This is a genomic window from Nakamurella lactea DSM 19367, from assembly GCF_000426645.1.
Lineage (GTDB): Bacteria > Actinomycetota > Actinomycetes > Mycobacteriales > Nakamurellaceae > Nakamurella > Nakamurella lactea.
The window spans coordinates 179,959-206,443 of the sequence record NZ_AUFT01000015.1; the positions used below are offsets into that span (position 1 = coordinate 179,959).

24 protein-coding genes and 1 pseudogene are annotated in these 26,485 nt (G+C 69.1%); 14 read left to right on the forward strand and 11 right to left on the reverse strand.

Annotated features, from left to right (window positions below):
• Window positions 1–3: 3 nt before the first annotated feature.
• Window positions 4–1,290 carry a class I SAM-dependent RNA methyltransferase gene (locus tag K340_RS0115210; protein ID WP_051266431.1) on the reverse strand — a complete coding sequence of 429 codons (1,287 nt, stop codon included), beginning with the start codon at window positions 1,288–1,290 and terminating at the stop codon, window positions 4–6.
• On the reverse strand, window positions 1,280–3,265 hold the full coding sequence (locus tag K340_RS30400) for an APC family permease (RefSeq protein ID WP_051266433.1): 1,986 nt from the start codon (window positions 3,263–3,265) through the stop codon (window positions 1,280–1,282). The genes K340_RS0115210 and K340_RS30400 overlap by 11 nt, the downstream gene beginning before the upstream one ends.
• 71 nt (window positions 3,266–3,336) lie before the next feature.
• Here K340_RS30400 and K340_RS0115220 point away from each other — a divergent pair, with 71 nt between their 5' ends.
• Window positions 3,337–4,002, forward strand: a complete 666-nt coding sequence (locus tag K340_RS0115220; RefSeq protein WP_029137344.1) for a potassium channel family protein — start codon at window positions 3,337–3,339, stop codon at window positions 4,000–4,002.
• Window positions 4,002–4,655, forward strand: a complete 654-nt coding sequence (locus K340_RS0115225) for a potassium channel family protein (protein WP_029137345.1) — start codon at window positions 4,002–4,004, stop codon at window positions 4,653–4,655. The genes K340_RS0115220 and K340_RS0115225 overlap by 1 nt, the downstream gene beginning before the upstream one ends.
• A gap of 8 nt (window positions 4,656–4,663) precedes the next feature.
• Here K340_RS0115225 and K340_RS30405 read toward each other — a convergent pair whose 3' ends face one another.
• From K340_RS30405 to K340_RS0115240, 3 genes are all read right to left on the reverse strand, one after another.
• Window positions 4,664–5,446, reverse strand: coding sequence for a DUF3159 domain-containing protein (locus K340_RS30405; RefSeq protein WP_245599575.1), 783 nt, complete (start codon window positions 5,444–5,446; stop codon window positions 4,664–4,666).
• Window positions 5,447–5,547: 101 nt separating this feature from the next.
• Window positions 5,548–5,913, reverse strand: coding sequence for an OB-fold nucleic acid binding domain-containing protein (locus K340_RS0115235; protein ID WP_029137346.1), 366 nt, complete (start codon window positions 5,911–5,913; stop codon window positions 5,548–5,550).
• A gap of 209 nt (window positions 5,914–6,122) precedes the next feature.
• Window positions 6,123–6,422, reverse strand: a complete 300-nt coding sequence (locus tag K340_RS0115240; RefSeq protein ID WP_029137347.1) for a DUF4193 domain-containing protein — start codon at window positions 6,420–6,422, stop codon at window positions 6,123–6,125.
• Window positions 6,423–6,677: 255 nt separating this feature from the next.
• Here K340_RS0115240 and cei point away from each other — a divergent pair, with 255 nt between their 5' ends.
• From cei to K340_RS0115280, 8 genes are all read left to right on the forward strand, one after another.
• Window positions 6,678–7,439, forward strand: a complete 762-nt coding sequence (gene cei, locus K340_RS34390) for an envelope integrity protein Cei (RefSeq protein ID WP_154674280.1) — start codon at window positions 6,678–6,680, stop codon at window positions 7,437–7,439.
• A gap of 60 nt (window positions 7,440–7,499) precedes the next feature.
• Window positions 7,500–8,264, forward strand: coding sequence for a polyphosphate--glucose phosphotransferase (ppgK, locus tag K340_RS0115250; protein ID WP_029137348.1), 765 nt, complete (start codon window positions 7,500–7,502; stop codon window positions 8,262–8,264).
• Window positions 8,265–8,435: 171 nt separating this feature from the next.
• Window positions 8,436–9,944 carry an RNA polymerase sigma factor gene (locus K340_RS0115255; protein WP_084614507.1) on the forward strand — a complete coding sequence of 503 codons (1,509 nt, stop codon included), beginning with the start codon at window positions 8,436–8,438 and terminating at the stop codon, window positions 9,942–9,944.
• 9 nt (window positions 9,945–9,953) lie between these two features.
• Window positions 9,954–10,259 (forward strand): DUF6403 family protein, encoded by a 306-nt coding sequence (locus tag K340_RS0115260; RefSeq protein ID WP_029137350.1) that lies wholly within the window; start codon window positions 9,954–9,956, stop codon window positions 10,257–10,259.
• Window positions 10,252–11,733: a hypothetical protein gene (locus K340_RS0115265; RefSeq protein ID WP_154674281.1), complete on the forward strand. Its 1,482-nt coding sequence runs from the start codon at window positions 10,252–10,254 to the stop codon at window positions 11,731–11,733. Before K340_RS0115260 ends, K340_RS0115265 begins: the two co-directional genes overlap by 8 nt.
• Window positions 11,730–12,656, forward strand: coding sequence for a hypothetical protein (locus K340_RS30415; protein WP_051266442.1), 927 nt, complete (start codon window positions 11,730–11,732; stop codon window positions 12,654–12,656). The genes K340_RS0115265 and K340_RS30415 overlap by 4 nt, the downstream gene beginning before the upstream one ends.
• Window positions 12,657–12,695: 39 nt before the next feature.
• Window positions 12,696–13,340 carry a class I SAM-dependent methyltransferase gene (locus K340_RS0115275; protein ID WP_029137352.1) on the forward strand — a complete coding sequence of 215 codons (645 nt, stop codon included), beginning with the start codon at window positions 12,696–12,698 and terminating at the stop codon, window positions 13,338–13,340.
• A gap of 115 nt (window positions 13,341–13,455) precedes the next feature.
• Complete coding sequence (locus tag K340_RS0115280; protein WP_037364888.1) at window positions 13,456–15,000, forward strand: DHA2 family efflux MFS transporter permease subunit; 1,545 nt, start codon at window positions 13,456–13,458, stop codon at window positions 14,998–15,000.
• Between the two features lie 15 nt (window positions 15,001–15,015).
• On the opposite strand, the gene K340_RS30420 is transcribed toward K340_RS0115280, so the two are convergent.
• The 3 genes from K340_RS30420 to K340_RS0115295 form a co-directional block, all read right to left on the reverse strand.
• A complete protein-coding gene (locus K340_RS30420; protein WP_211229460.1) occupies window positions 15,016–16,710 on the reverse strand; it encodes a serine hydrolase domain-containing protein in 1,695 nt (564 codons plus the stop codon).
• Window positions 16,711–17,082: 372 nt separating this feature from the next.
• On the reverse strand, window positions 17,083–18,411 hold the full coding sequence (locus K340_RS0115290) for a sensor histidine kinase (RefSeq protein WP_029137354.1): 1,329 nt from the start codon (window positions 18,409–18,411) through the stop codon (window positions 17,083–17,085).
• Between the two features lie 76 nt (window positions 18,412–18,487).
• Entirely contained in the window at window positions 18,488–19,144 is a 657-nt protein-coding gene (locus tag K340_RS0115295) for a response regulator transcription factor (RefSeq protein ID WP_029137355.1), read from the reverse strand.
• Window positions 19,145–19,234: 90 nt separating this feature from the next.
• On the opposite strand from K340_RS0115295, the gene K340_RS0115300 reads away from it, so the two are divergent.
• Genes K340_RS0115300 through K340_RS0115310 form a run of 3 tightly spaced genes read left to right on the forward strand, consistent with a single transcriptional unit; the run spans window position 19,235 to window position 22,305 of the window.
• Window positions 19,235–20,455, forward strand: coding sequence for a LolA family protein (locus K340_RS0115300; protein WP_029137356.1), 1,221 nt, complete (start codon window positions 19,235–19,237; stop codon window positions 20,453–20,455).
• Window positions 20,456–20,462: 7 nt separating this feature from the next.
• On the forward strand, window positions 20,463–21,446 hold the full coding sequence (locus K340_RS0115305; protein WP_084614498.1) for an ABC transporter ATP-binding protein: 984 nt from the start codon (window positions 20,463–20,465) through the stop codon (window positions 21,444–21,446).
• Window positions 21,433–22,305 carry an ABC transporter permease gene (locus tag K340_RS0115310; protein WP_029137358.1) on the forward strand — a complete coding sequence of 291 codons (873 nt, stop codon included), beginning with the start codon at window positions 21,433–21,435 and terminating at the stop codon, window positions 22,303–22,305. The genes K340_RS0115305 and K340_RS0115310 overlap by 14 nt, the downstream gene beginning before the upstream one ends.
• Here K340_RS0115310 and K340_RS0115315 read toward each other — a convergent pair.
• Window positions 22,295–23,302, reverse strand: a complete 1,008-nt coding sequence (locus K340_RS0115315; protein ID WP_037364891.1) for an NAD-dependent epimerase/dehydratase family protein — start codon at window positions 23,300–23,302, stop codon at window positions 22,295–22,297. The genes K340_RS0115310 and K340_RS0115315 overlap by 11 nt on opposite strands.
• A gap of 173 nt (window positions 23,303–23,475) precedes the next feature.
• Between K340_RS0115315 and K340_RS30425 the strand changes: the two genes are divergently transcribed.
• On the forward strand, window positions 23,476–25,476 hold the full coding sequence (locus tag K340_RS30425; RefSeq protein WP_051266446.1) for an ATP-dependent helicase: 2,001 nt from the start codon (window positions 23,476–23,478) through the stop codon (window positions 25,474–25,476).
• Between the two features lie 41 nt (window positions 25,477–25,517).
• Here K340_RS30425 and K340_RS30430 read toward each other — a convergent pair whose 3' ends face one another.
• Complete coding sequence (locus K340_RS30430; RefSeq protein WP_051266447.1) at window positions 25,518–25,919, reverse strand: VOC family protein; 402 nt, start codon at window positions 25,917–25,919, stop codon at window positions 25,518–25,520.
• Between the two features lie 252 nt (window positions 25,920–26,171).
• Window positions 26,172–26,485: pseudogene (locus K340_RS30435) on the reverse strand (IS110 family transposase); the annotation flags it as partial.

A 26,485-nucleotide genomic window follows, 5' to 3' on the forward strand; every position in this document is an offset into this window, starting at 1 on the left:
CCGCTACCTGCTGGAGGGGTCAGGCACAAATCTGGCCACGCACTCGATGTGGTGGGTCTGCGGGAAACAGTCGAACGCGCGCAGGGTGTCCAGCCGGTACCCGGCCTCGGCCAGGGCAGCGGTGTCGCGCGCCAAGGCAGCCGGATCACAGGCGACGTACACGATCACCGAGGGCTGACGAGCCGCCAGCGCGACACAGACCGCCCGGCCGGCGCCGGACCGCGGCGGGTCGAGCACCACGGCATCCACCCGGTCCGCCAATTCGTCCAGCACCTGCTCCACCCGGCCGTTGACGGCTCGCACCTGCGGCAGGTCGGCCAGATTGGCCGCGGCCGACTCGGTGGCGGTGGCGTCACCCTCGACGGTCAGCACCGCACCCGTCGGTCCGACCCGATCGGCCAGTTCGGCGGCGAACAGGCCGACCCCGCCGTACAGATCCCACGCCGTGCCGCCCGTCAGTTCCACCCCGTCGAACGCCTCACCGACGGCCGCGTACAGCACCGCAGCGGCCTCCGGATGCACCTGCCAGAAGCCGTCAGCGGCCACCGAGAAGTCCCGGCCGGCAACGGTTTCGGTGATCAGCGGCACCTCGGCTCCGGCGCCGGCCCAGACCGCGATCGGCGCACCGTCGGCGGCGTGGGTCAGCGTCACCTCCGGCAGCTTCCGGTGGCCGCCGCCCCGCAGTCGGCGCACCCGCTCCGGCACCTCGAGCACCGTCGCGAGCTCGGTCAGGCCGGGCGCGGCGATCTCGCAGGGCGCGGCCACCGAGATGCCGACCACCTGGTGCGAGCGGGCCGCCCGTGGCCCGATCCGGCCGTCGGCGTCCAGCGCCCAGCGCACCCTGGTCCGCCAGCCGTACCCGGCGTCACCGTCCACCCGGCCGGGCAGTGCCTCGACCTGCACCTGTCGCTCGATGCCGGCTATCCGGGACAACTGCTCGGCGACCACCGCAGCCTTCAGCTCGAGCTGCCGCACCGGGTCGGCGTGCTGGAAGTCGCAGCCGCCGCAACCACCCGGCCGGAAATGTCCACAGCGCGGTGTCACCCGCCGGGCATCGGGCCGCAGGATCGCGATGGCGTCAGCCCGGAAGTACCCGGCATGGCTGACGTCGGTGAGCCGTACCCGGGCCCGCTCCCCGGGTAGCGCGTGCCGGACGAACACCACCCGGGTGTCCCAGCGGGCCACGCAGTGCCCGCCGTGGGCGACAGCACCGATCTCCAACTCCACCTCGTCGCCGATCCGGGGTTTGCGGCCCGATCCCGAATCGGCCGGCAGGTGCTCAGTTGTCATCTCGACCGGTCTGGTGCAGCGTGATCTGGGTCGGTACGTCGCGGAGCCGTCGATCGGCGTTCTCCGATGAGGCCAGCTGCCACGGCACGCTGGTCACCATCACCCCGGGCGTGAACAACAGCCGACTCTTGAGCCGCAACGCGGTTTGGTTGTGCAGCACCTGTTCCCACCAGTGGCCGACCACGTACTCCGGGATGAACACCGTGATCAGGTCGCGCGGCGAATCCTTCCGGACCCGCCGGACGTACTCGAGGATCGGCTTGGTGATCTCCCGGAACGGCGAGTCGATCACCTTGAGCTGCACCGGGATCTGCCGGTCCTCCCACTCCCTGGCCAGGTTCGCCGTCTCCTGCTGGTCGACGTTCACCACGACCGCCTCCAGGGTGTCGGCCCGGATGGCCCTGGCGTAGGCCAGTGCCCTGATCGCCGGCAGGTGCAGCTTCGAGATCAGCACAATGGCGTGGATCCGGCTGGGCAGCACCATGTCGTCCTCGTCGGCCGCCAGCTCGGTGGCCACCCGGTCGTAGTGCCGCCGGATCGCCTTCATCATCGCGAACAGCAGCGCCATCGCCAGGATGGCAATCCAGGCGCCGGCCAGGAACTTGGTGATCAGGACGATCACCAGCACCACCGAGGTGAAGCACAGGCCGATCGTGTTGATGATCTGGCTGCGGCGCATCCGCCGCCGGGCTGCCGGGTCCTTCTCCACCCGCAGATGCCGGTTCCAGTGCCGGATCATCCCGGCCTGCGAGCATGTGAAGGACACGAAGACGCCGACGATGTACAGCTGGATCAGTGCGGTCACGTTGGCCTGGAAGGCGATCAGCAGGATCAGCGCGACCACCGCCAAGAAGACGATGCCGTTGGAGAAGGCCAGCCGATCGCCGCGGGTGCGCAGCTGACGGGGCAGATAACTGTCCTTGGCCAGAATCGACGCCAGCACCGGAAAGCCGTTGAACGCGGTGTTGCACGCCAGGATCAGGATCAGTCCGGTGGCGAAGGACACGACGTAGAACGCCGGGCTGAACCCGGAGAACACGGACTGCGCGATCTGCGCGATCATCGTCTTCTGGTAGTAGTCGGCGGGCGCGCCGATCAGCTGGGTACCCGGCTCCACGATGTGCGTCTTGGTGATCTGGGCGAGCGCCACCAGACCGAGGATCATGGTGACGGCGATCAGCCCCATCAGCGCGAGGGTGGTGGCCGCATTCTTCGATTTCGGTTTGCGGAAAGCTGGTACGCCGTTCGAGATCGCCTCCACGCCGGTGAGCGCTGCCGACCCGGTGGAGAAGGACCGCAACAACAGGAAGACCAGGGCCAGCCCGGACAGCGAATGCGTCACCGGGATCTCGAATCCGGCGCTCTCCGCCCGCATTTCGGAGCCGAACAGCCAGCGGCCCAGCCCGGCGCCGATCATCACCAGCATCGAGGCGATGAACAGGTAGACCGGGATCGCGAACGCCATGCCGGATTCGCGCACCCCCCGCAGGTTCGCGGTGACCACCAGCAGCACGATGACCACCGACGAGAGCACCGGGTGTTCACCCACGACCGGGATCGCCGAACCGATGTTGGCCACCCCGGACGCGGTGGACACCGCGACCGTCAGGATGTAGTCCACCGACAGCGCGCTTGCCACCACCAGCCCCGCGGTCGGCCCGAGGTTGGTGGTGGCGACCTCGTAGTCGCCGCCGCCGCTCGGGTAGGCGTGCACGTTCTGCCGGTAGGACAGGACGACAACGATCATCACCACGCAGACCAGCACGGCGATCCATGGCGCGTAGACGTAGGCGGCGATGCCGGCCACCGACAGGGCGGCGAAAACTTCCTGCGGCGCATAGGCCACGCTGGACATCGCGTCCGAGGCGAAGACCGGCAATGCGATCCGTTTGGGCAGCAGCGTGTGCGCCAGCCGGTCGCTGCGGAACGGGCGCCCCAACAACAGGCGCTTGGTAGCAACCCTTACCTTGGACACTCGTCCACCTCCAGCGCGGAAGCCTACGTCCACTTCACCCTGCACGAGTGCTTGGCGTTAGTGTTCACCACGTGCACATCGTCATCATGGGCTGCGGCCGGGTCGGCTCCGCGCTCGCCAAGGGTCTGCACCGGTTCGGTCACTCGGTCGCAGTGATCGACCGGGACGACTCGGCGTTCCGCCGGCTCGGTCCGGACTTCACCGGTGAGCAGGTGCTCGGCGTCGGTTTCGACCGCGACACCCTGCTCAAGGCCAGGATCCGCGATGCCCACGCCTTCGCCGCCGTGTCCTCGGGCGACAACTCGAACATCATCGCCGCCAGGGTGGCCCGCGAACAGTTCGGCGTGGAGACGGTGGTGGCCAGGATCTACGACGCCAAGCGGGCCGCCGTCTACGAGCGGCTGGGCATTCCCACCGTCGCGACGGTGCCGTGGACCACCGACCGGTTGCTGCGGGCGATCCTGCCCGACGGCATGATCACCGAATGGCGCGATCCCTCCGGGACGGGCGCGATCATCAACCTGCCCTACCACCCGGGGTGGGCCGGCCGCCCGCTGGTGCAGCTCGAGGAGGCCATCGGGGTGCGCACCGCCTTCATCGTGCGATTCGGCAAGGGCGTCCTCCCGGACGTCGACACGGTGGTGCAGGAGGGTGATGTGATTTACGCCGCAACACTTTCTGGCGAAACCAAGCAGGTTGCCGAGCGGGCCGCCGACTCGCCGGCGGAGGCAAGCTGATGCGCGTCGCCATCGCCGGGGCCGGCTCGGTCGGACGGTCGATCGCCTCCGAGCTGCTCGAGAACGGCCATCAGGTGCTGCTGATCGACCGGGATCCCGGAGCCATCAAGCCGGAGCGGATCGAGGCGGCGGAGTGGGTGCAGGCCGACGCCTGCGAGGTGTCCTCGTTGGAGGAGGCCGGGCTGCAGACCTGCGATGTGGTGATCTCCTGCACCGGGGACGACAAGGTGAACCTGGTGGTCTCGCTGCTGGCGAAGACCGAGTTCGCCGTCGACCGGGTGGTGGGCCGGGTCAACGACCCGCGCAACGAATGGCTGTTCAACGACTCCTGGGGCGTCGACGTCGCGGTCTCGACACCGCGAATCCTGGCCGCGCTGGTCGAGGAAGCGGTGACGGTGGGCGACCTGGTCCGGCTGTTCACCCTGCGCCAGGGCCAGGCGAACCTGGTGGAAGTCACGCTGCCGCCGAACACCGCGATGGCCGGGCGCCCGGTGCGGGATCTGCGGCTGCCGCGGGACGCGGCGCTGGTGACGATCCTTCGCGGCGGCCGGGTGATCGTGCCCTCGCCCGACGAGCCGGTCGAGGCCGGTGACGAGCTGCTGTTCGTCGCCTCCCCGGACGTCGAGGACGACGTGCGCCGGGCCCTGCTGTAGCCGGGCCGTCAGCCCTGCCGGTCCTGCTTCTTGCGGTCCATCCGCTGCTCGGCCAACGCCATCCGTTCCTTGAACGTCAACGGCTTGGCCTTCGGGTTTTCCTTGCGTCGTTCCCGCAGCTCCTGCCACTGCTGACGGGGGTTCTTACCGGACCCGGAGTTGACGATCAGCACGGTGCCGATGATCACCAGGATGAACAGCGGGTAGCCCATCGCAATCCTGGCGAACGCCAGCCAGCCGACCTGGTCACTGTCGTACAGCCAGCGCTGCACGACGAACCTGGCCGCGCAGACCAGCACCCACAACGCGGTCGCCAGGTCGTATTTCCGGACCAGGGCGCGGTCCTTGCGCCAGGCGTTGCCCCGGCCGTTCAGGTTCTCCCAGATCACCCCGATCAGCGGCCAGCGGACCAGGATCGAGATCAACAGGGCGACGCCGTAGACCACGAACGACCAGATGCCCAGCAGGAAGAATCCCTTGGCCGAACCGGACCGGTTCGCGATGAACGCGGCGACCGCCACCGCGAACAGGCCGCCGAGGGCCTGACCGACCGGCTCGTGGCGCAACAGCCGGATGACGGCGATCACCACCGCGGCGGCGATGGCCGCGCCGATCGCCCAGCCGAGTCCGGCTGCGGCGTTGGCGATCACGAAGACGATCACCGGCAGCGCGGAGTCGAGCATTCCGCTCAGGCCGCCCATCTGTTCCCAGGTGGAGGGCAGCGGTCGCTCGCTCGGTGTACTCGGCTGCGTCGGCTCCGGCGGGTGTTCCGGGGTGGCTGCTTCGCTCACGAAGTACTCCCCGCTTGTCGTCCCCCACTCGCTGCGCTCGCGGGCGGTACCCGCACGCGGGTTGTCCTCGTTCTGTGCCGATGGTTCGTGCGCAAGCTCGCTCACGAATTCGTGTGCAGCTCGTACTCGGGGTTGTACATCACCTTGGCGCCGTTACGGACGGCAATCCGGCCGCGGGCCTTCAGGGTGCGACCCGGCTCGATACCCCGGATCGACCGGCGGCCGAGCCAGATCAGTTCGACCGCGTCCGTCCCGTCGTACAACTCCGCGGTGAAGGCCGGCAGTGAGTCGGTGGGCCGCAGGTCGACCGAGCGGAGCCGACCGAGCAGGGTCACCTTCTCCCCCTGGCAGCAGACTCCCGCCGCCCTGGCCTCGTCGTTCGCTTCGACCTCCGAGCTCAGGATCTCCGCCTCGACCTGGTCCTGGTCGGTGGTCAACTGCCGCAACCAGGTTCCGACCTTCGTCACTGTTGTCTCCCAAACGCTGGACCTGCGTGCCCGGACGCGTCCGGCCGGACGCGTTCCCGTGATGACATCCACGGTAACCCGTCCGGCCGGGGGCCGAGCGTCTTCGGTGCTCACGGTGTGCGTTCCGGCACACCCGCGGCGAGCAGCCTTCTGTTGCAGCGCCGTCGAGTCACGCGCTTGCATTCACGGTGCGGTCGCGGGCGGTCGGCTCAGGCACAGTCGACGCAGATCGGGCGGCCGTTTCGTTCGGATGCCAGCCGGCTGCGGTGCTGCACCAGGAAACAGGAGCTGCAGGTGAACTCGTCCGCCTGCTTCGGAATCACCTTCACGGTGAGTTCCTCGCCGGACAGGTCGGCGCCGGGGAGCTCGAAGGATTCGGCGGTATCGCCCTCGTCGACGTCGACGACGGCCGACTGGGCCTCGTTCCGACGAGCCTTCAGCTCTTCCAGCGAATCCTCACCGACCTCGTCCGACTCGTTGCGGCGCGGGGCGTCGTAATCGGTAGCCATCGGTCGTTCCTTACCTCGTTGCTTTGATCGGGTGGTTCGCGGGTGATAACGCAGGGAGGGTCGATTTTGTGCCCGAGTCGCAGTGATCTTCGTCGGACGAACTTGCGTACGGAGATTCCCCGGATATTGCGGTCGGCGGCAGCACCATAGCGGACTGCCGCTCCGACCGCATCCGGGACCCCCCGATACGCCCGTCCCGGACCGGCCCGCCGCGTCGCGGCAGGCGCCCGGCCGCCGTGCCTCTACCCTGGCAGCGTGACTTCCGACCCCGCCGCCACACGGTACCGCCGCCGACGCCGTTGGCCGGTGCTCGTGGTGACCGTCGTGCTGCTGCTGGCAACCGGCATCATCTGGTTCCAGGCCCTCAAGCCCGTCGCCGCCGAGAGCACCGGCTGCAACACGCCCGGCCCGGCCCCCAGCACGCAGACCCAGACCAGTCGGACGAAGACACCGACCACCACCTTCGGCGGCGCGCCGTCGACCACCAGCAAGAAGGCGACGACCTCCAGCAGCGCCACCCGGAAGGGTCCGACCACCCTCGGAACGCTCACCGACAAGAACACCCTGGCGAGTGTCCGGCCGGCCCCGCCGGCCGGGATCACCCTGAATGTGTTCAACGCCTCCCAGCAGCGCGGGATGGCGAAGACGATGTCGGACGAGCTGCGGAACGTCGGGTTCGCGTCGATCGGTGCGGTCGACAACGATCCGCTGTATCCGGCCGGCGATCTGCGGTGCGTCGGCGAGATCCGCTACGGCGCTGCAGGTGTCGCCGGTGCCCGGACTGCGTTGATCATGATGCCGTGCGCCCAGCTGGTAGTGGACAGCCGGGTGGACGACTCCGTCGACATGGCGATCGGCGCCCGTTTCGAATTCGCCGACACGCCGGAGACCGTCAAAACCGAGTTGAAGGCCATCAGCGAGGCGGCGACGCCGCCGGCCGTCATCGACGGGCGCACGCTGGCGCCACGTTCCACCATGCCCATTCCACCCCTGCCGACCGCGGCCTGCGCAAGCTGATCGAGAGAGTGAGCCCGCCATGACACCGAGGAACCCGCCGAAGACGCCGAGAGGCCGGCGGTGACCGCCAGGAAGCCGACCAAGGCCTTCGGGATCGACGTCGGCGGCACCGGGATCAAGGGCGGCATCGTCGATCTGTCGACCGGTGAACTGATCGGTGAGCGCTACCGGTTGGATACCCCGCAGCCGTCGACGCCGGAATCGGTGGCCAAGACCTGCGGAGCGGTCGCGGAGAACTTCGACTATGCCGGCCCGGTCGGGCTGACGTTTCCCGGAGTGATCCAGAAGGGCACCGTGATGACGGCCGCCAACGTGGACCACAGCTGGATCGGCACCTCATTGGTGACCACCGCCGACCCCCACCTGCCCGGCCCGGTGACGGTGCTCAACGATGCCGACGCCGCCGGGCTCGCCGAGGTCCGCTACGGCGCCGGCGCCGGCCAGAGCGGGTTGGTGATGATGGTGACGCTCGGCACCGGAATCGGAACCGCGCTGATCCACGACGGGGTGCTGATCCCGAACGCCGAACTCGGCCACATCGAGATCGACGGCCACGATGCCGAGCGCCGGGCCGCCGCCTCCGTCAAGGAGCGCAAGGACCTGAGCTGGGAGGACTGGGCCAAGCGGGTCACCAAGTACCTGCAGACGATCGAGAACCTGCTTTGGCCGCAACTGATCATCCTGGGCGGCGGAGTTTCCAAGAAACCGGACAAATGGGTACCGCTGTTGGAGACCCGCACCCGACTGGTGGTCGCCGAAATGCGCAACAACGCGGGCATCGTCGGCGCGGCGCTGGCCGCGGTCGAGGGTGTGGAGAAGGACTGACGGCGGCTGCCGGGATGTCCGCGAACGCATCCGGAACAGGGCACTGACCACCGACGATCGGTCGAGAGTGGCCGGCGTCGGCGGCTACACTGGAGCGGTCGCCGATTCGGCCCCATCCCAGCAGGCACCTAGACATCACACGTGCAGTGTGCGCAGGCCGCGGGACCGCCGCTGGATCGTCGACCGCTCATCGGACAGGAAAGGTCATCAGTGGCTGGCGCAGCAGGTTCAACCCGTACCACCCCCACCGCCGAGGCCGCAGCGGACGCATCGTCGGCGTCCACGTCCACATCGCCTATGTCGGAGGCTCCCTTGACAGCGGTTCCCAGCGAATCGAGCAGCACCAGCAGCACGCCCGAGACTGCAGCGGCAGACGCCGCAGCGGACACCGTAGCGGCCGAGAAGCCCGCCGCCGGCCGGAGCGCGGCGACGGCCAAGACCGCCGCGAAGAAGCCCACCACCAAGAAGGCCGCGGCGGACAAGTCCGCTACCGAGGCTGACGCGGAAGGCACGGCCGCCGGAACCACCGCGGCGAAGAAGCCGGCCGCCACCCGCCGGAAGGCCGCGCCGAAGAAGACGGCGGCCGCAGCAGGCGCCGACGAGGCCGAAGTCGGCCCCGAGGCGGCCGACGGCGAGAAGAAGGAAGGCACCACCGCGACCGAGCGGGCCGAGGCCGAGTTCGCCTGGGACGACGACGAAGAGGAGTCCGAGGCCCTCAAGCAGGCCCGCAAGGACGCCGAGTTGACGGCATCCGCCGACTCGGTCCGGGCTTATCTGAAGCAGATCGGCAAGGTGGCGCTGCTCAACGCCGAGGAGGAGGTCGACCTCGCCAAGCGGATCGAGGCCGGGCTGTTCTCCAACGAACGGCTGAAGCAGGCCGAGGATCCGACGGACGACTCCGGCGCCAAGGTCTCCCGCGAACTGCAGCGCGACCTGCGCTGGGTCCGCCGCGACGGCGAACGCGCGAAGAACCATCTGCTGGAGGCGAACCTGCGGCTGGTGGTGTCGTTGGCCAAGCGTTACACCGGGCGTGGGATGGCGTTCCTGGACCTGATCCAGGAAGGCAACCTGGGCCTGATCCGGGCGGTCGAGAAGTTCGACTACACCAAGGGTTACAAGTTCTCCACCTATGCCACCTGGTGGATCCGGCAGGCAATCACCAGGGCGATGGCCGATCAGGCCCGCACCATCCGGATCCCGGTGCACATGGTCGAGGTGATCAACAAGCTGGGCCGTATCCAACGTGAGCTGCTCCAGGATCTGGGTCGCGAGCCCACTCCGGAGGAACTGGCCAAGGAAATGGACATCACGCCGGACAAGGTGCTGGAGATCCAGCAGTACGCCCGGGAGCCCATCTCACTCGACCAGACGATCGGCGACGAGGGCGATTCCCAGCTCGGGGACTTCATCGAGGACTCGGAAGCGGTGGTGGCCGTTGACGCGGTCTCCTTCACCCTGCTGCAGGATCAGTTGCAGTCGGTGCTGCAGACCCTGTCCGAGCGCGAAGCCGGCGTGGTGCGGCTGCGGTTCGGCCTGACCGACGGGCAGCCGCGCACCCTGGACGAGATCGGCCAGGTCTACGGCGTCACCCGTGAGCGGATCCGGCAGATCGAGTCGAAGACGATGAGCAAGCTCCGTCATCCGTCGCGTTCGCAGGTGTTGCGCGACTACCTCGAGTAGGCCGCCCCGATGGACGAATGGCCGATCTGGTTGATCGGCGTGTTGGTGCTGGTCATCGCCGGTGTCGGCTCGGTGGTCGTGGTGCGCAACAGATCCCGTCGCGCGGGCCGGGACGAAGCGGTGGCCGGTGCCAGGGCCGCCCTCGAGGCCGCCGAGGTGAGTCGGGACGCCTGCCACGGCACCGTGCCGGAAGCCGACCAGCTGTTCGACCGGGCCCACCTCATCATCTCCGGCAGCACCGGCGCATCGGGCGCCCGGCAGGCGGCCGAGCTGGCCGACCGGGCGGATCGCCTGTGGCAGGCAGCGAATGGCTGATGCCGCAAAGGCGGCAGCGCGCGGGCCAAGGACCGCGGCTCGATGGATCCAGTGGGGTTCGTTGGCGCTGGCCATCGCCCTGCTGCTGGTCTTCCTGCTGTCGCAGCGGCAGACCACCGATTTCCTCTACGGCACCCAGCACGTCGGCAGCGTCGACGACGGCAACGACGACGCCAGTGACGACACCGCCGGGTCTGCCGACGGCAGCACGCACGAGTACACCGGCACGCTGCCGTCGGACGCCGCGTTGGCGGCGCTGTTCGCCAAGTCCACCATCGTTCGGCTGCCCGGGGCGATAGCCACCTTCGACGAGCCGCGGGTGCTCGCCGCGATCGGCCACGCCGACCAGGTCAGGGCACAACAGGACGACCCGCAACCGAAGATCAAGGTGATCGTCGCGCCGCCGGATCTGTCGGACACCGACGAAGACCGGATCGCGGCGTTACCCGGCGACAACCTCAGAATCGTCGGACTGGCGGTCACCTTCGCGGGCTACGACATCATGCCGTCGGACACCGACGGCTGGCAGCAGCAGTTCGTCACCGGCGACGTGACCTCACTGATCCTGAGTCGCCTTGCCGGGGTGTTGCACGAACCGGAACCGTCCGAGGCCGCGAGCGCGGTCCAGTGGCGCACACCGACCACCGCCGAATTGCGCACCGTGGTCGACGGTCTCGGCACCGACCGGCTGTACACGGCCCCCGGTGCCGACCTCGACGAGGTTCCTCCGGTCGCCGGCCAGGCGTTCCCGACCACCCCACCGATCGTTGTCGCGCTCCCCCGCCAGGTGGCCGGCGAGCCCGTTCCCGACTATGCAGCTGCGCTGGCCCAACGGTTCCCGGACACGCCGATCATCGTGATGTACGGCTATTGGTGCAGCTACGCCGGGCCGGGCGCCGACAACACCGAGGTGGCCACCGCGTCCTACTACAGCCGGTACGGGCAACTGATCTCCGAGAACGCGTACCCGCAGTGGAACGTGCTGAACGTCTACCTGCAGCAGTGGGCACGGATCCGCTACGCCGGGCTGTTCGACCGGCCGTTGCCCTACCAGCTGCCGGATCCGGTGGGCGTCGCGCTGCCCGTCCTGCCGTGGCTGTTTCTGGCCTGTGTGCTGGTGTTCCTCGGCGCTTCCGTGCATTCCGCCCGTCGTCGGCCCGACGCCGCACCCGGCGGCGACGAAGCGCCGGCGGACGGCTCGGGAACCGTGCCGATGTCGTCCTGGGGTCGGCTCGCCGGACTGAGCTCGCTGGCGGTGGAGCTGTCCGGACTGGCCGACGATCGGACGAACCCTCGGCTGGCCCGTGGCGTCGTGCGGCTCACCGCCGCCCGCGAGGCGCTGGACGCCGACCGCAGCGCGGCGATCGTCGGGTCCCAACTCGATGCGGCGCAACGGGAGTTCGGCAAGCTCGCCGATCTGCTCGATCGACCCGACTACCGGCCCGAGGCATATCTGGCCGGGAGGTCGTCGTGAGAAAGCTCCTGGCCTCGGCACTGACCACCAGCTATCGCTGGGTACTGGTCGGCTGCGTGCTGCTCGCCGGCTGGTCGCTGTGGACCGGCGGGATCTTCGACAGCCACGTCGCCTCGACCATCCGCTCCTCCTCGGTGTACGCCGACACGTCGTACCAACTGGATACCGCTGCCGCCCAGCGGGTGATCGGTAATCGCCGGTTGGCCGCGGTGTTCCTGGACACCACCGACGACGAGGTGGCCGCGCAGACCTGCAAGGACCTGAAGAGCGCGGCCGACGGCGTGCTGGTGGTGATCGTCTATTCCGGCGACGACGGCCTGCAGAACTACGGGTGCTCGCTGTTGCCCGGCGCGGACGACGACGACGGCTTCGGCAAGGCCTTCGTCGCGGAGTCGGTGATCGCGACCGGCATCTCCGGGTTCGCCGACCATCCGCTCGACGCAGTGAAAACCATGGCGGTCAAGTACGACGCGCTGGCGAACGCCGGCATCGTGCCGCAGCAGGCCAGAGTGATCCAGGCGTCCGCTCCCCGATACCTGTTGGCGCTCATCGCGTTGGTCGCAGTAGTCGGCGGCGCTGCGGTCATCTACGCCGTCTCCCGGCGGGCCGGGCGGGCGGTCGCCGACGCCACCGACATTTCGATCGGGAAACACGATGATCTGGTCGACGTGAATGCCACCATGGCCGGCATCGCCGGCACCATTCTGCAGGTGGACGGCCGGTTCGCGGCCCCGGCGGACCAGCCGTCGAGCTGGTTCACCAGGTACCGCCGGTTGGCCGCCGACTATGCCACGCTGGCTGCGGACGTCACCGACCACGCCGACGGAAAGGGTCATGGGACAGTCGATTCGCTGTCGCAGCGAGCGGTCCAGCTTGCCGAAGACGCCGCAGAATTGGCCAGAACCAGGACGACCGGCGGTTAACAGCTGGCTCGGTAGCGGGCCGCCGGCGATACTGGCGGCATGGGCGTCTACACGGAGCGGATTCTCCCGCACCTGATGGACCGCGCCATGCGGGACAAGGAACTGGACCCGATCCGTGCCAGGGTGGCGGCGAACCTGACCGGCGAAGTACTCGAGATCGGATTCGGCTCCGGCCTGAACACGGCGCTCTATCCGGCGACCGTCAGCCGAGTACTGGCGGTGGAACCGGCATTGCTCTCCCGCCGGCTCGCCGACCGGCGGGCGACGGCACAAACTGCCGAGGGCGAACGCCGATCGCGGATCCCGGTCGAATACATCGGTCTTGACGGGCAGCGCCTGCCGCTGCCGGAGGCGAGCGTCGACCAGGTCTTGTCGACGTGGACCCTGTGCAGCATTCCCGATGTTGCGCGGGCACTTTCCGAGATCCGGCGGGTGTTGCGGCCAGGCGGATCGCTGCATTTCGCCGAGCACGGTCTCTCACCGGACCCGAAGGTTGCCCGTTGGCAGACGCGGCTCACGCCGATCCAACGACGGGTCGCCGGCGGATGCCGGCTGAACCTTCCGATCGCCGACCTGATCACCGCTTCCGGTCTTCAGCTGACGGGGCTGACGAACTTCTACCTGCACGCCTCCAAGACCGCGGGCTACATCTATGAGGGAGCGGCGACGAGGGCGGCGCCCTGACTCAGCCCGGGGCAAACAGACGTATCAAATCAAACCTTCGATCGATGTCGCCCTGCTTGGCCGCTGGAAGTCTGAGACAGTAGCCGGGTTCCGGCCGCCGTCGATCGGAGTTTGCATGTACTCGCCTGCGTCGTCCTCAGGGCCACCGACGACCGAGCCGGCCGGACCCGGGCCGGCCCGGCGCAACCGATGGATCGGGCTGGCGGTGCTCGCGCTGGCGGTCGCGATGATCGTGCTGGACGGGACGATCGTCGGTGTTGCGCTACCGGCCATCGTGCGCGATCTGCGGCTGGACCTCACCGACGCGCAATGGGTGAACAGTGTCTATTCGGTGGTCTTCGCGGCGCTGCTGCTGACCAGCGGGCGGCTCGGCGATCGCCTCGGTCGACGACGTTGGATGATCGCCGGCGTCGTCGTCTTCGTCGCCGGGAGTCTGCTGGCGGCCGGGTCCGATACCGCGGGTTCGCTGATCGCCGCCCGCTTGGTACAGGGCATCGGCGGGGCGATGGTGCTGCCCTCCACGCTGTCGTCGGTCAACACCACCTTCCGCGGCAAGGAGCGGGCCGCCGCGTTCGGCGTCTGGGGGGCAGTGATGTCCGGGGCGGCCGCGATCGGGCCGCTGCTCGGCGGCTGGCTCACCTCGTCGTTCAGCTGGCCCTGGATCTTTCTGATCAACGTCCCCATCGGTGTGCTGGTGGTGATCGGAGCGCTGCTGTTCGTGCCGGAGTCGCGGACGAAGATCGACCGGCCAGGCCTTGATGTCGATGGACTGCTGTTGTCCGGCTTCGGTTTCGGGCTGCTGGTGTTCGGCGTCATCGAAGGCTCACAACTCGGCTGGTGGAGGCCGATCGCCGACCTGCGGATCCTGGGCATCCACTGGTCGACGTCGATGCCGATCTCCGCCGCACCGGTCGCGATCCTGCTGGGAATGGCACTGATCGCGCTGTTCGTGGTCTGGGAGCGGCATCGCACCAGGGTGCGGCGGTCGCAGATCCTGGACCTGAAGTTGTTCGGCCATCGGACGTTCGTCTGGGGCAACGTCACCGCCGCGATGGTCGCCATCGGCGAGTTCGCGCTGGTCTTCGTGCTGCCGCTGTACCTGGTGAACGTCCTGCAGCTGACCACCATGGGCGCCGGCCTGGTACTGGCGGCGATGGCCGCCGGAGCCTTCGTGTCCGGCGCTCAGGCCCGGCACCTGGCAGCCCGATTCGGCCCGCCGGGGGTGGTGATCATCGGGCTTGCCCTGGAGACCGGCGGCGTGCTGCTGACCGCGCTGGTCATCGGCACCGGCACCTCGCCGTGGCTGATCGCCGGACTGCTGGTGATCTACGGGGTCGGCCTCGGGCTGGCCTCGGCGCAGCTCACCAGCACCGTGCTGGCCGACATCCCGCCGGAGGAATCCGGACAGGGGTCCGCAACCCAGAGCACCGTCCGCCAGGTCGGCTCGGCGCTCGGTTCGACCATCGCCGGGGCGGTCATGGCCATCGGGCTGGGCAACAGCCTGTCCGGCGGCGACCCCGTCGTCTTCGCCTCGTCGACGCGCTGGAGTCTGCTGGCCGCCGCCGTTTTCCTGGCCTTCGGCCTCATCGGCGCGTTCCGGGTTGCCGCCGCTGCCGCGGCGGGTAGCAACCGGGCGGGTGGGCCGGCGACATCAGCCTGACCGGCCGGTTTCGGGTCAGTCGCGACTGGCCACCCAGCCGTCCGGCTGGAACGTTGCAGCATCGGCCGGCCGCCGGTCGTCGAAGACCTTCCGGTGCCCGGAACGAATGGTGACGTCGTCGACGTACACACCGCGGCCCAGGTACGACGGGTCGGTGGTGTACCGCCACCGGAGCTGCACATCGCCGGCCGTCGGGAGGTCGGCCGTCGCCCGGAGCCACTGGCGCCCCTGATATCCGGAGATCGCCCCGGCGGTGTCGACGTCCAGTCCTCGGCCGCTGAGGTGGAACGGCAGTTGACTCCAGGTCTGTCCGCCGTCGCCCGATTGTTCGAGGAACAGCATGTCGGAGTTCGGCTCGGTGTCGTACCAGAGCTGGAAGTCCAGCCGCGACGAAGCCGGCAGGCTCACCGGCAGGGTGAGCGTGGTGGTGGCTTGGTCCGTCATTCCGGCGTACCAGGCGGTTTGTCCGGTCGCCGGCCGGACCGGGATCGCCCGGGCAAGGTCGTAGGCCATGGTGCGCCGGGCCACCGCGATCGGACCCAGAATGTCCCGGTTCGGGTGGACGTTGTTGGTCAGCAGCACGACGAACGATTGGGTGGTCGGGTCCACCACGATCGACGTGCCGGTGAACCCGGTGTGCCCGAAGGTGTACGGGGTCGCCAGTGCCCCCTGGTACGACGGCAGGTTCAGCTCGAAGCCGAGGCCGTTGGGTCCGGGGATGGCCGGGGAATCGGTCAGCATGGCCAGCACGGAGTCCCGCGACAGGATGCGGGCAGCGCCGTACTTGCCGCCGTTGAGCATCATCTGGCACAGGATCGCCATGTCGTGTGCCGTGGAGAACAGCCCCGCATGGCCGGCAACCCCGCCGAGGGCCCAGGCGTTCTCGTCGTGCACCTCGCCCCAGACCAGGCCACGGTTCTCCGTCGACTCGTACTCCTCGGCGGCGATCCGGTACTTGAGAGATGCCGGCGGGTTGAACATGGTGTCGGTCATCTTCAACGGCCCGGTGATGCCCTCCCGGACCAGCACGTCCAGCGTCTTGCCGGTGAGCGACTCCACCACGAGCTGCAGGCTCAGCATGTTGAGGTCGGCGTAGATCCGGGTGGTACCCGGCGGCGCCTGCAGCTTGTGCGTGAGAATCACGTTCACCATGGCCTCGTGGCTGGGGTAGGTCCACAACCCGGGTACCGGGTCCGGCGGCAGGCCGGAGGTGTGGGTCAGCAGCTGCCGGATGGTGACGGCCTGCTTACCGTTGGCGGCGAACGCCGGCAGGTAGGAGGCAACGGTGGCGTCGAGATCCAGCCGGCCGCGATCGACCAACTGCATCGCGACGATCGAGGTGAACAGCTTGGTCAGCGACGCCAGGTCGTACAGGGTGTCCTTGGTGGCCGGGATCCATTGGTCCCTGGGCAGTTCCGTCCCCGCCCAGTCGGCATAGCGCAGGTTGTAGCCACCGGCGGCATACTCGGCGATCACGCCGTTCCGCGCGGCCAACACCACACTGCCGGAATGCCGTTGGTGACCGTTGTTGCCCGATCCGAGCTCCGACCCGTAGGCGTTGTCGACCGGGATCTTGTCGGCGTACCCGGGGAGCAGACCGGCCTGCTTCGGCGTGCCCATCCGCAGTGTCGTCGCCCGATGGCCGATCAGGTCGTCCAACTGCGGACCACCGCCGGCGGTCGACGAGACCGGTTCCGAACTTGCCGCCACAGCCGCCTGGGTATTCACATCGGACCCCGTCTCACGCGCGACCTCTCCGGTGGCGGTTTCGGCCGGTGCAGCGGCGATGCGGTCGTTGCCCGCCGGGTCGGCCGGTGCTGTGACACCTGCCGCTGATCCGGCAGTCGCCGGGAGCAGGGCGGCCAACACGGCGATCGCCGAAGCCGTGGCCAGTGATCGGCGGGCGGCCCGGCGACCTCGCCCGCCGGGCGCCCTCGGCACGCGGCCGCGGAGCGTCTCCGGGCCGCTGGTCCGCAGGATGGTTCGTCGTGGCGTGTCCGGAAGCATTGTTGCTCCGCCCTTCATTTCCCGACCTGGGGGACGTCAATCGGCTACGTGGTGTAGCTCAAGATCGCAAGTTTTCTACACATGCTCGACGGTGTCAACGGTCAACACCGGCACCGTGATGAGGGCGCAGAGCGTCGCCGGCGGGTCCGCATCGTAGAAGGCAACCGTGCCACCGGCCCTGCCGACCAGTTCCCGGACGATCGTCAGCCCCAACCCGCTGCCGCCGGTGTCGCGGTCCCGGGAGCTGTCCAACCGGGCGAACCGTTGGAACACCCGCTCGCGGTCGGCCGCCGGAATTCCGGGCCCGTCATCGGTAACGCCGATCCGCACCTGCGTGCCCGATCGCTGCACCGACAGAGTGACAACGCCTGCGGCGTAGCGGGTCGCGTTGTCCGTCAGATTGCCGACCGCCCGTCGGAGCTCCTCCCGATCGGCCGTCAGCCGGACCGCCGGACCGGCGGCAACCTCGACCGTTACCGGACCGACGTAGCGCGCGGCGACCTCCTGCAACATCGCCCGCACGTCGAAGGCGGTCCGGCGCGCCGGCCGTCCCCCGTCGGTCCTGGCCAACAGCAGTAGGTCGTCGACGATCGTGGTCAACCGCTGCACGTCCTGCAACAAGTCGGCCGGCAGTTCCCCTGCCTCCCCCAGGTGCTTGGCCACCTCCAGCTGGGTCCGCATGCTGGCCAACGGGCTGCGCAGCTCGTGGGCCGCATCGGCCACGAAGTCGCGTTGCCGGCTCCGGGCCGCGGCCAGCCGACCCAGCATCCCGTTGAGAGTCTGGGCCAGAGCACGGATCTCGTCCCTGGCCGCCGGCACCGGAAGCTGCAGGTCGTCGTCAGACCCGCTGATCCGTTCGGCACCGGCCCTGAGCCGCTCGACCGGCCGCAGTGCCCAGCCGATCACTCGCCAGGCGATGCCGGCCAGGACCAGCACGAGCACCGGGAATCCGATCAACAGCACCGTTCGCAGGACCGTGCTGCTGTGGTTGACATCGCCGACCTGGAGCGCGACCAGCACGGTCTGCTGGTTGTCGGCGGGTCCCGCGGTCACCGCGACCACGCGCAACGGGCCGGCGAGGGCCGCCCGCGCGCCGCCCACCGTGACGGTGGCACCACCCAATGCCGCGGTGACCTCCGCGGGACGGAGCAAGGGAGTCAATCGGTCGGCGGTCACCGAGGCGTCCACCACCCGGTTCTGCTGGTCGATCACTTGGATCAACTGGGCACCCGACACCGGAATCGGATCGGGCACGTTGCCGGTATTGACCATCGCCGCGACCTGGTTCGCCGCCGCCCGGCCCTGCTCATCCAGCGCGCTGGTGACCGCCACCTGCAGCGCCGTGTACAGCACCACCACGCCGACGGCCAGCGCCACGGTCAGCCCGGTGACACCGATGATCATCAGCCGGGTCCGCAGGCCCAGCCGGCGGAACCAGTTCAGTGCCAATGGATCGCCTCCGCGATCGCCTCGGGCCGGCTCACGTGCGAAGGCGGTAGCCGGCGCCACGAACCGTGAGCAGCGCGTCCGGGGCCAGCTTGCGCCGCAGATATCCGACGTACACCTCGACCAGGTTCGGCTCGGCGTCCTCGCCGACGTCCCAGACATGGTCCAGCAGCTCGGTCTTGCTGACCACCCGGTCGCGGTGTCGAAGCAGGTATTCCAACAGGGTGAACTCCCGCGGGGTCAGGTGCACAGCGGCTCCGGCGAACAGCACCGACCGCAGCGCGGGGTCCAACTCGATCTCGCCCGCAGCGAGCACCGCCGGCCGCGGCACCGCCCGCCGCCGCAGCAGCGCCCGGAGCCTGGCCAGCAGCACCACATAGGAGAACGGCTTGGTCAGGTAGTCGTCGGCGCCGCAGTCCAGCCCATCGGCCTGATCGTGCTCGCCGTCCTTGGCCGACACCAGCATCACCGGTAACCAGTTCCGTTCCCGGCGCAGCCGGCGCACCACCTCGTAGCCGGAAAGCCGCGGCAGCATCACATCCAACAACAGCGCGTCGTAGTCGCCGGTTCGGGCAGCGTCCAGCCCGGACGGGCCGTCGGCGACGACGTCCACGACGAAGCCCTCGGCCGTCAGCCCGCGTTTGAGCGCCGCGGCCAACCGCGCCTCGTCTTCCACCACGAGTACCCGCACGCTGCCAGCCTGACACGCCGCGAATCTGACGGCTCAGAGTTTTCACAGGTTCTCAGCGTTGTCACAGCGACCGGGTCGCACACTCGGTGCATGAGTATCTTCAATCGAGTTCCGATACTGCGCTGGATCGTGCCCGCCGCCGCGACGGCCCTGGTGATCGGTGGCGGCGCGCTCGTTGCCAACTCACCGGCCGACGCCTCGCCGCCGCTCGCGCCGCGCAGTGCAGCGCAACTGCTGGTGGACATCCAGCAGGCGTCGGTGACCGGGCTGTCCGGCACCGTCGTGCAGAGCTCCGATCTCGGCCTGCCGACCCTTCCCGGGCTGGGCCTCGGCGGCGATCCGGGTAGCGCGAACCTCACCTCCCTGTTGGCCGGCACCCACACCCTGCGGTTGTGGTACGCCGGGCCACATCAGCTGCGGGTCGCGGTGCTCGGCTCGCTCGGCGAGTCCGACGTGATCCGCAACGGCAACGACCTGTGGACGTGGTCCAGCAAGGACAACACGGCGACGCACCGCACGCTGAGCTCGGACGAGCCTGGCTCCTCAGAGAAGTCGGATTCTACGGACCGGCAACCGGGATCCGGTGTGCTGCCCGCGATATCGGGGATGACGCCGCAACAGGCCGCCGACGCGGCCCTGGCCGCGATCTCCCCGAGCACCAAGGTCACCACCGACGGCAGCGCGGAGGTGGCCGGGCGGTCCGCCTACGAACTGGTGTTGACGCCCAAGACCGCAGGATCGTTGGTCGCGCAGGTCCGGATCGCGGTCGACGCGACCGAGCACATCCCGTTGCGGGTACAGGTTTTCGCCACGGGTCAGCCCACCCCGGCGATTCAGGTCGCGTTCAGCGCCGTTGACTTCAACCGGCCGGATGCCGCCCAGTTCGCCTTCAACCCGCCGCCCGGGGCCACCGTGACCGAGCAGGACTCGTCAAAGCCCTCGGCGGCAGACCGGGCGAAGGAGCGGAAGGCGGCGACGTCGAAGGCCGCCGGAGAGCTCGGCGCCCCGAAGATCGTCGGCAGCGGCTGGTCGACCGTGCTGGTGATGGATGCCTCGAGCGGGCTCGGCGCGCTGACCGGACGGCCCGGCCCCGCCAAGTCCTCGGATGCCTCCCCGTCACCGTCGCCGACAGCGCAACCCCCCGGCGCCGCCCTGGGTGGCATTCTCACTGCGCTGCCGAAGGTTTCCGGTTCTTGGGGGTCAGGACACCTGTTGCGCTCCAAGCTCTTCTCCGCGGTGATCACCGACAATGGAAAGATCGCCGTCGGCGCGGTCGCCCCCGATCTGTTGTACACGGCCCTGAGCCAGTGACAACGCGATGACCGACGGCACCACCGTCACCGAGCCCGCCCGTGAGGGCGGGCCGGTGCGCGTTCCCGAGGCCGAACTGGCGGTCCGCACGCGCGGACTCACGAAACGGTTCAAGCACCAGATCGCCGTCAACGGCATCGATCTGCAGGTGCCCGTCGGATCGGTGTTCGGCTTCCTGGGGCCGAACGGATCCGGGAAGACGACCACCATCCGGATGCTGCTCGGCCTGATCCAGCCGACCGCCGGCAGCCACGAACTGCTCGGCCGGCCGGTACCCGAGCACGCGCTGCCGTTGGTCGGTTCCCTGGTCGAGGGCCCTGCGTTTCATCCCTACCTGTCCGGCCGGGCGAACCTGGCCCGATTGGACGCCGCCGATCGGTACAGCGATCCGGCCACGATGCGCACCCGGGTGGACGCGGCGCTGGACCGGGTGGGCCTGCTCCCGGCGGCCGGAAAGCGCTACCGCGCCTACTCCTTGGGCATGCGCCAACGACTGGCCATTGCTGCTCCGCTGCTGATGCCGCGGCGCCTGCTGATCCTCGACGAACCCACCAACGGCCTTGATCCACAGGGCACCAGGGAGGTTCGGCATCTGATCGCCTCACTGTCCGACACCGGCGCCACCGTGCTGGTGTCCAGCCACCTGCTGTCCGAGGTGGAGCAGATCTGCACCCATGTCGGGGTGATGAACGCCGGCACCCTGGTCACCCAGGGGACGGTCGCCGAGGTCAGGGTCGGCGGGACGCAGCGGGCCAGGGTGCAGACCCCTGACCCGGCCGGCGCCGCCCGGGTACTCACCGAACTAGGGCTGACGGAGGTGCAGCAGCAGGACGCTGCCGCACTCGGGACGGTAGGCGACGTGGCGGTGGAAAAGGTGGTGCCTGCGCTGGTTCACGCCGCGATTCCGGTGCTCGGCTTCACCATCGAACGGCCGAGCCTGGAAGATCTGTTCGTCGCGCTCACCGGAGAGGGATTCGATGTCAACGGTTGAACTGCCGGCCGGTGGCGCCGCGCCGATCGGCCTGCGCCGGCCACGCCCCGTTTCCAGCCGGTTCCTGCGCTCCGAGCTCCGGCTGATCTTCGGCCGGCGTCGCAACATCGCCGGCCTGGCCGTGCTGGCGCTGGTGCCCATCATCATCGCGGTCGCGGTCAAGGTGTCGGCGCCGCGACCGGGCGACGGGCCCGATTTCTTCGCCTCGATCACCGGGAACGGGTTGTTCGTCCCGCTGGCCGCGCTGACCGTGGAGATCACCCTGTTCCTGCCGCTGGCGATCGCCGTGATCGCCGGTGACAGCATCGCCGGCGAGGCGAACCTGGGGACCCTGCGCTACCTGCTGACCGTGCCGGTGAACCGCACCCGGTTGCTGGCGGTGAAGTACGCCGCCATCACCATCTTCGCGGTGGCCGCGACGATGCTGATCACCGTTGTCGGGCTGGTGATCGGGGTGGCGCTGTTCCACGGCGGCAGCATGACCCTGTTGTCCGGCAACCAGATCGGCTTCGGCGGCGGTCTGCTGCGGGTGCTCGGCGCCACGGTCTACCTGGCGGTGCAGCTGGCCGCGCTCGGTGCCATCGGGCTGTTCCTGTCGAGTCTGACCGAACAGCCGATCGCGGCGATGGCCGGCCTGGTCGTGATGACGGTGGTGATGTACATCCTGGACTCGATCCCGCAACTGGGTTGGCTGGGACCTTGGCTGTTGACCCACCGGTTCACCGCGTTCGGCGACCTGCTGCGCTCGCCGGTCGCCTGGGACACGCTGCGGCAAGGGGTGATCTGCGCCGCGAGCTATGCGCTGATCTTCTGGCTCGCCTCCTGGGCCAGGTTCGCCGGAAAGGACATCACGAGCTGACGTCGATCAGTTCGAGTTCGGTGGCCCTGGTCAGCCCGGCGCCCCGATCACGGTCCAACCCGCGGGCGATCTCGTCGGCCAACACGTCGGCGACCAGTTCCGTCATCGGCCGCCGGACCAGTCCGGCCGCGGTCGCCTTGTCCCCCGTCCTCGGCACCGCCAGCTCGTGGTCGGCAGGCAGCCAGAGCGGCAACGACTTCGGACCGGACCAGTACCCAACCTCTTGGGCCGTCAGCCATTCCGGATCGCGACCGATGACGTCGCCGGTGTGCCCGGCGATCTCGCGGCACAGCCGCAATACCGCCCCGACGGTGGTCGGAGTCCCCACGGTGTCGAAGACACCGGCGGTGCCCGTCAGTCCGGCATGCAACAGCCAGGTCGCCAGGTCCCGAACGTCGATCACCTGCGTGGACAGCTCGGGTACGTCCGGGACGAGCACCGGCCCCTGCCCGTCCGCGGCCGCCCGGGCGAAAGCCGTTGGCCAGTAACCGAACCGGTCCGATCCATCGCCCGGCCCGCCGATCAGTCCCGCCCGGGCAACGGTCACCCGGCGGTCGCCGAGAATCTCATCAAGCGCGAGTTCGCAGGCCACCTTGCCTTCCCCGTAGGTCTCGATGCCCGCCTCGTCGACCTCCAGCGCCGGCCTGACCGGATCATCCTCGGTGCCGACCAGCCGGTCGGCATCGGGCAGATACACCGACCCGGTGGAGACGAACACCCAGTGTCCGTGGTCGCCTAGCGATGCTCGCAGGGCGGTCGCCGCCGATCGCACCTGCCCTGGCTGGCGGGAGACGTCGACGACCACATCCCAGCGATCGTCGGCAACGTCGTCGTAGGCACCGGGTACGTCCCGATCACCGATCACCAACCGGGCACCGGCGGCCGGCTCGGTGCTCCCCCGGGCCAGGCAGGTCACCTGGTGCCCGGCCGTCACCGCCTGCGCGGCCACCTCCCTGCTCAACCAACCGGTGCCACCGAGAATCAGCATGTTCGCCATCCACCGATCAGACAGGTCGTTCGCCGCCCGGGCAACCCTTTTCGCCGGTAGCGGATCTGCCGTCGGCAGCGGTCGACGCTTCGGTGTGGCGCCGGCCGGCGCGCCAAAGCTGGCGCGCCGACCCGATCGGCAGATCACCGGCGGCAGCCGTCATCCGCGTTATGGTAGTACGTATGATCGAATCCGAGTGGCGAGCCGGTCTCGACGACCGGCAGCGCGCCGCGGCCGAACACGACGCGGGCCCGCTGATCATCGCGGCGGGAGCCGGCACCGGGAAGACCCGTACCCTGACCGCGCGGGTCGCCGGGCTACTGGAATCCGGGGTGCCGCCAGAGCGGATCCTGCTGTTGACATTCACCCGCCGCGCCGCGACGTCGATGACCAGCCGGGCGGCCGCGATGTGCGCCGACACCGGCGCCGGCGGCCGGATCTGGGGCGGCACCTTCCACGCGGTGGCGCACCGGATGGCCGCCGAACATGCGCAACACCTCGGCCTGACCGACGTCACGGTGCTCGATCCGGCCGACGTGATCGATCTGCTGGACCTGACCCGCGAGGAGTCCGGGCTGACCGGTACCGACCGGCGGATGCCGACCTCGAAGACGATCGCGGATGTCTACTCTCGGGCGATCAACACCGGCACGCCGGCCCGCACGGTGATGTCCGAGCAGTTCCCCTGGTGCCTGGCCCACGCCGATCAGATCAACGACCTGCTACGGGATTTCACCGCCCGCAAGCGGAGCCGCGGCCTGCTCGACTTCGACGATCTGCTGCTCACCTGGCGGGCGTTGCTGGCCCATCCCGACACCGGCGCGCGGCTGCGGGAACGCTGGGACTGGGTGCTCGTCGACGAGTACCAGGACGTCAACCAGGTGCAGGTGGACATCGTTCGGCTGCTGCGGCCCGACGGCAGCGGGCTGACCGTCGTCGGCGACGATGCGCAGGCCGTGTACGGCTTTCGCGGCGCAACGGCCGGGCAACTGCTGTCCCTGCACGCCGACCTGCCGGAGGCAACCCTGATCCGGCTGGAGCGAAACTTCCGCTCCACCCAGCAGATCCTGAATCTGGCCAACGTCGCCCGGCCGGGCGAGCTCCGGCTCGACCTGGTCGCCGATCGGGACGCCGTCGGGGCGCGGCCGGCGTTGCTGCACTGCGAGAACGGGGATGACGAGGCGCGGCAGGTGGCCGAGGCCGTTCTCGCCGCTCACTCCGACGGGCTCGACCTGCGCGAACAGGCCGTGCTGATGCGCACCGGCAGTCACAGCAACCAGCTCGAGATCGAGTTGAAGGTGCGCAACATCCCGTTCGTCAAGTTCGGCGGCATCGGTTATCTGGACACCGCGCACGTCCGAGACCTGCTGGCCGCGTTCCGGATCGCCCTCAACCCCGCCGACGAGGTCTCCTGGTATCGACTGTTGACCAGGCACCGGGCGATCGGCAAGGCCCATGCCCGCAGGCTGGCCGGGGTGCTGGCCGGTGCCGAGCCCGCGCAGTACGCCGAAGCGGTGGCCGGCGCCCCGGCCAAGGCGCGGACCGCGCTGACGACGACGCTCACGGGTCTGGCGCTGGCGCAGGAAATGCGCACGAGCGCCGAGGTGGCGCGGGTCTGCCACGACGTCGTATTACCGCTGCTCGCCCAGCACTATGTCGACTGGGAGCGCCGCGGACCGGACGTCGCCGAGCTGGTGGCAGCGGCGGAAGTTCAGGCGAGTCTGAGTGACTTCGTCGCCCAGGTCACCATCGACCCGGCGACCGTCAGCTCCGATTGGGCCAAGAAGCCACAGCTGGACGAGGACTACCTGACCCTGTCTACGGTGCATTCGGCCAAAGGCCTTGAGTGGTCGGTGGTTCACGTCCTGCGGGCGTGCGACGGATCGTTCCCGTCCGACATGGCGCTGAGCACTCCCGACGGGCTGGCCGAGGAACAGCGGCTGTTCTACGTGGCGATCACCCGGGCCAAGGACTCGCTGCGGATCTACACGCCGGCCCGGTTGCCGGATCACCCGACCAGCCTGCACGCCCGGCACGTGCTCACCAAGCCGAGTCGGTTCCTGACTGCCGCCGCGCTGGCCGAGATGGACAGCGTCCGCCCGGCCGGCCCGCCCGCACCTGCGCTAGCCGCTGCCGGGAGTGCCACGGTGGTCCTGCCGTCACTGGACGACCTCTTCGCCTGACGGAACCGTCCCCGGCGGCTGTGGGAAGCCCTGGCGGTCGCCTACCGACCGGCGGGCTCCAGCATCTCCGGCGGCGGCGTCACGGTGGTGATGCAGAACGGATGGCCGGCTGGATCCAGCAGCACCCGCCAGCGTGGGTCGGGTTGGGGATCCACCCTCTCGGCCCCAAGGGCAACAGCCCGTTGTTCGGGCTCCTCGAGGCGATCTCCGGCGGTGAAATCGAGGTGCACGATCGACTCATCCGGCCAGCGCGGCCGTCGATAGTTGGCGATGCGCTGCATCACCAGGACGAGTCCCGGCACCTGCAAACCCGCACTGTCCGCGGTGTTCCACAGCATCCGGCCACCGAGTAAGCCCGCGTAGAAAGTGGCCAGTTCGACCGGGTCGGCGCAGTCCAGGGAGACGCTGACGAACTTCAGGGCGGACTCGGTCGATCCAGGCATGCGGGAACGATAGTCCGTTGGGTTGGTCGCACTGCACGACCGTCGAGTGACCCACCGCCCAGCAGCTCACCGGGACGGCCGCACGTTTCAGAACTCGCTGAGTCCGACCTGACGGGTGATGGCAGAAACGGCGCGGGCCTGGACGCCGTCTGGAACAGTGGAGCGCATGAGCGAGCGTGCGAGCGAATCATCAGCGCTGAATGACGCCAACCCGCGAGGGACGAGCGGGGAGACGTCATGAGATGCCCTGTGTCAAGCCGCCGTGTTGTTGGTCGTGTTTTGGTTGGTCAGGAGGCGTTGCAGGGTGTGGTGTTTTTCGGGGCTGTAGGCGAGGTTGTCTTGCCAGCAGTGCCAGATGACGAACAGCCAGGCGCGGGCCAGGATGCGGACGGCGTGGGGGTGGTCGTGGCCTCGGTCTCGGGCTCGGTTGTAGAGGTCGGCGGCCCAGGGGTTGGCGTGGCGGGAGTCGCCGGCGAAGTCGGTGACGGCGTCGCGGAGTTGTTTGTCGCAGGCCCAGCGGAAGCCGACGGCGCGGATCTTGCCGGATTGGCGGGTGGAGGGTGCGA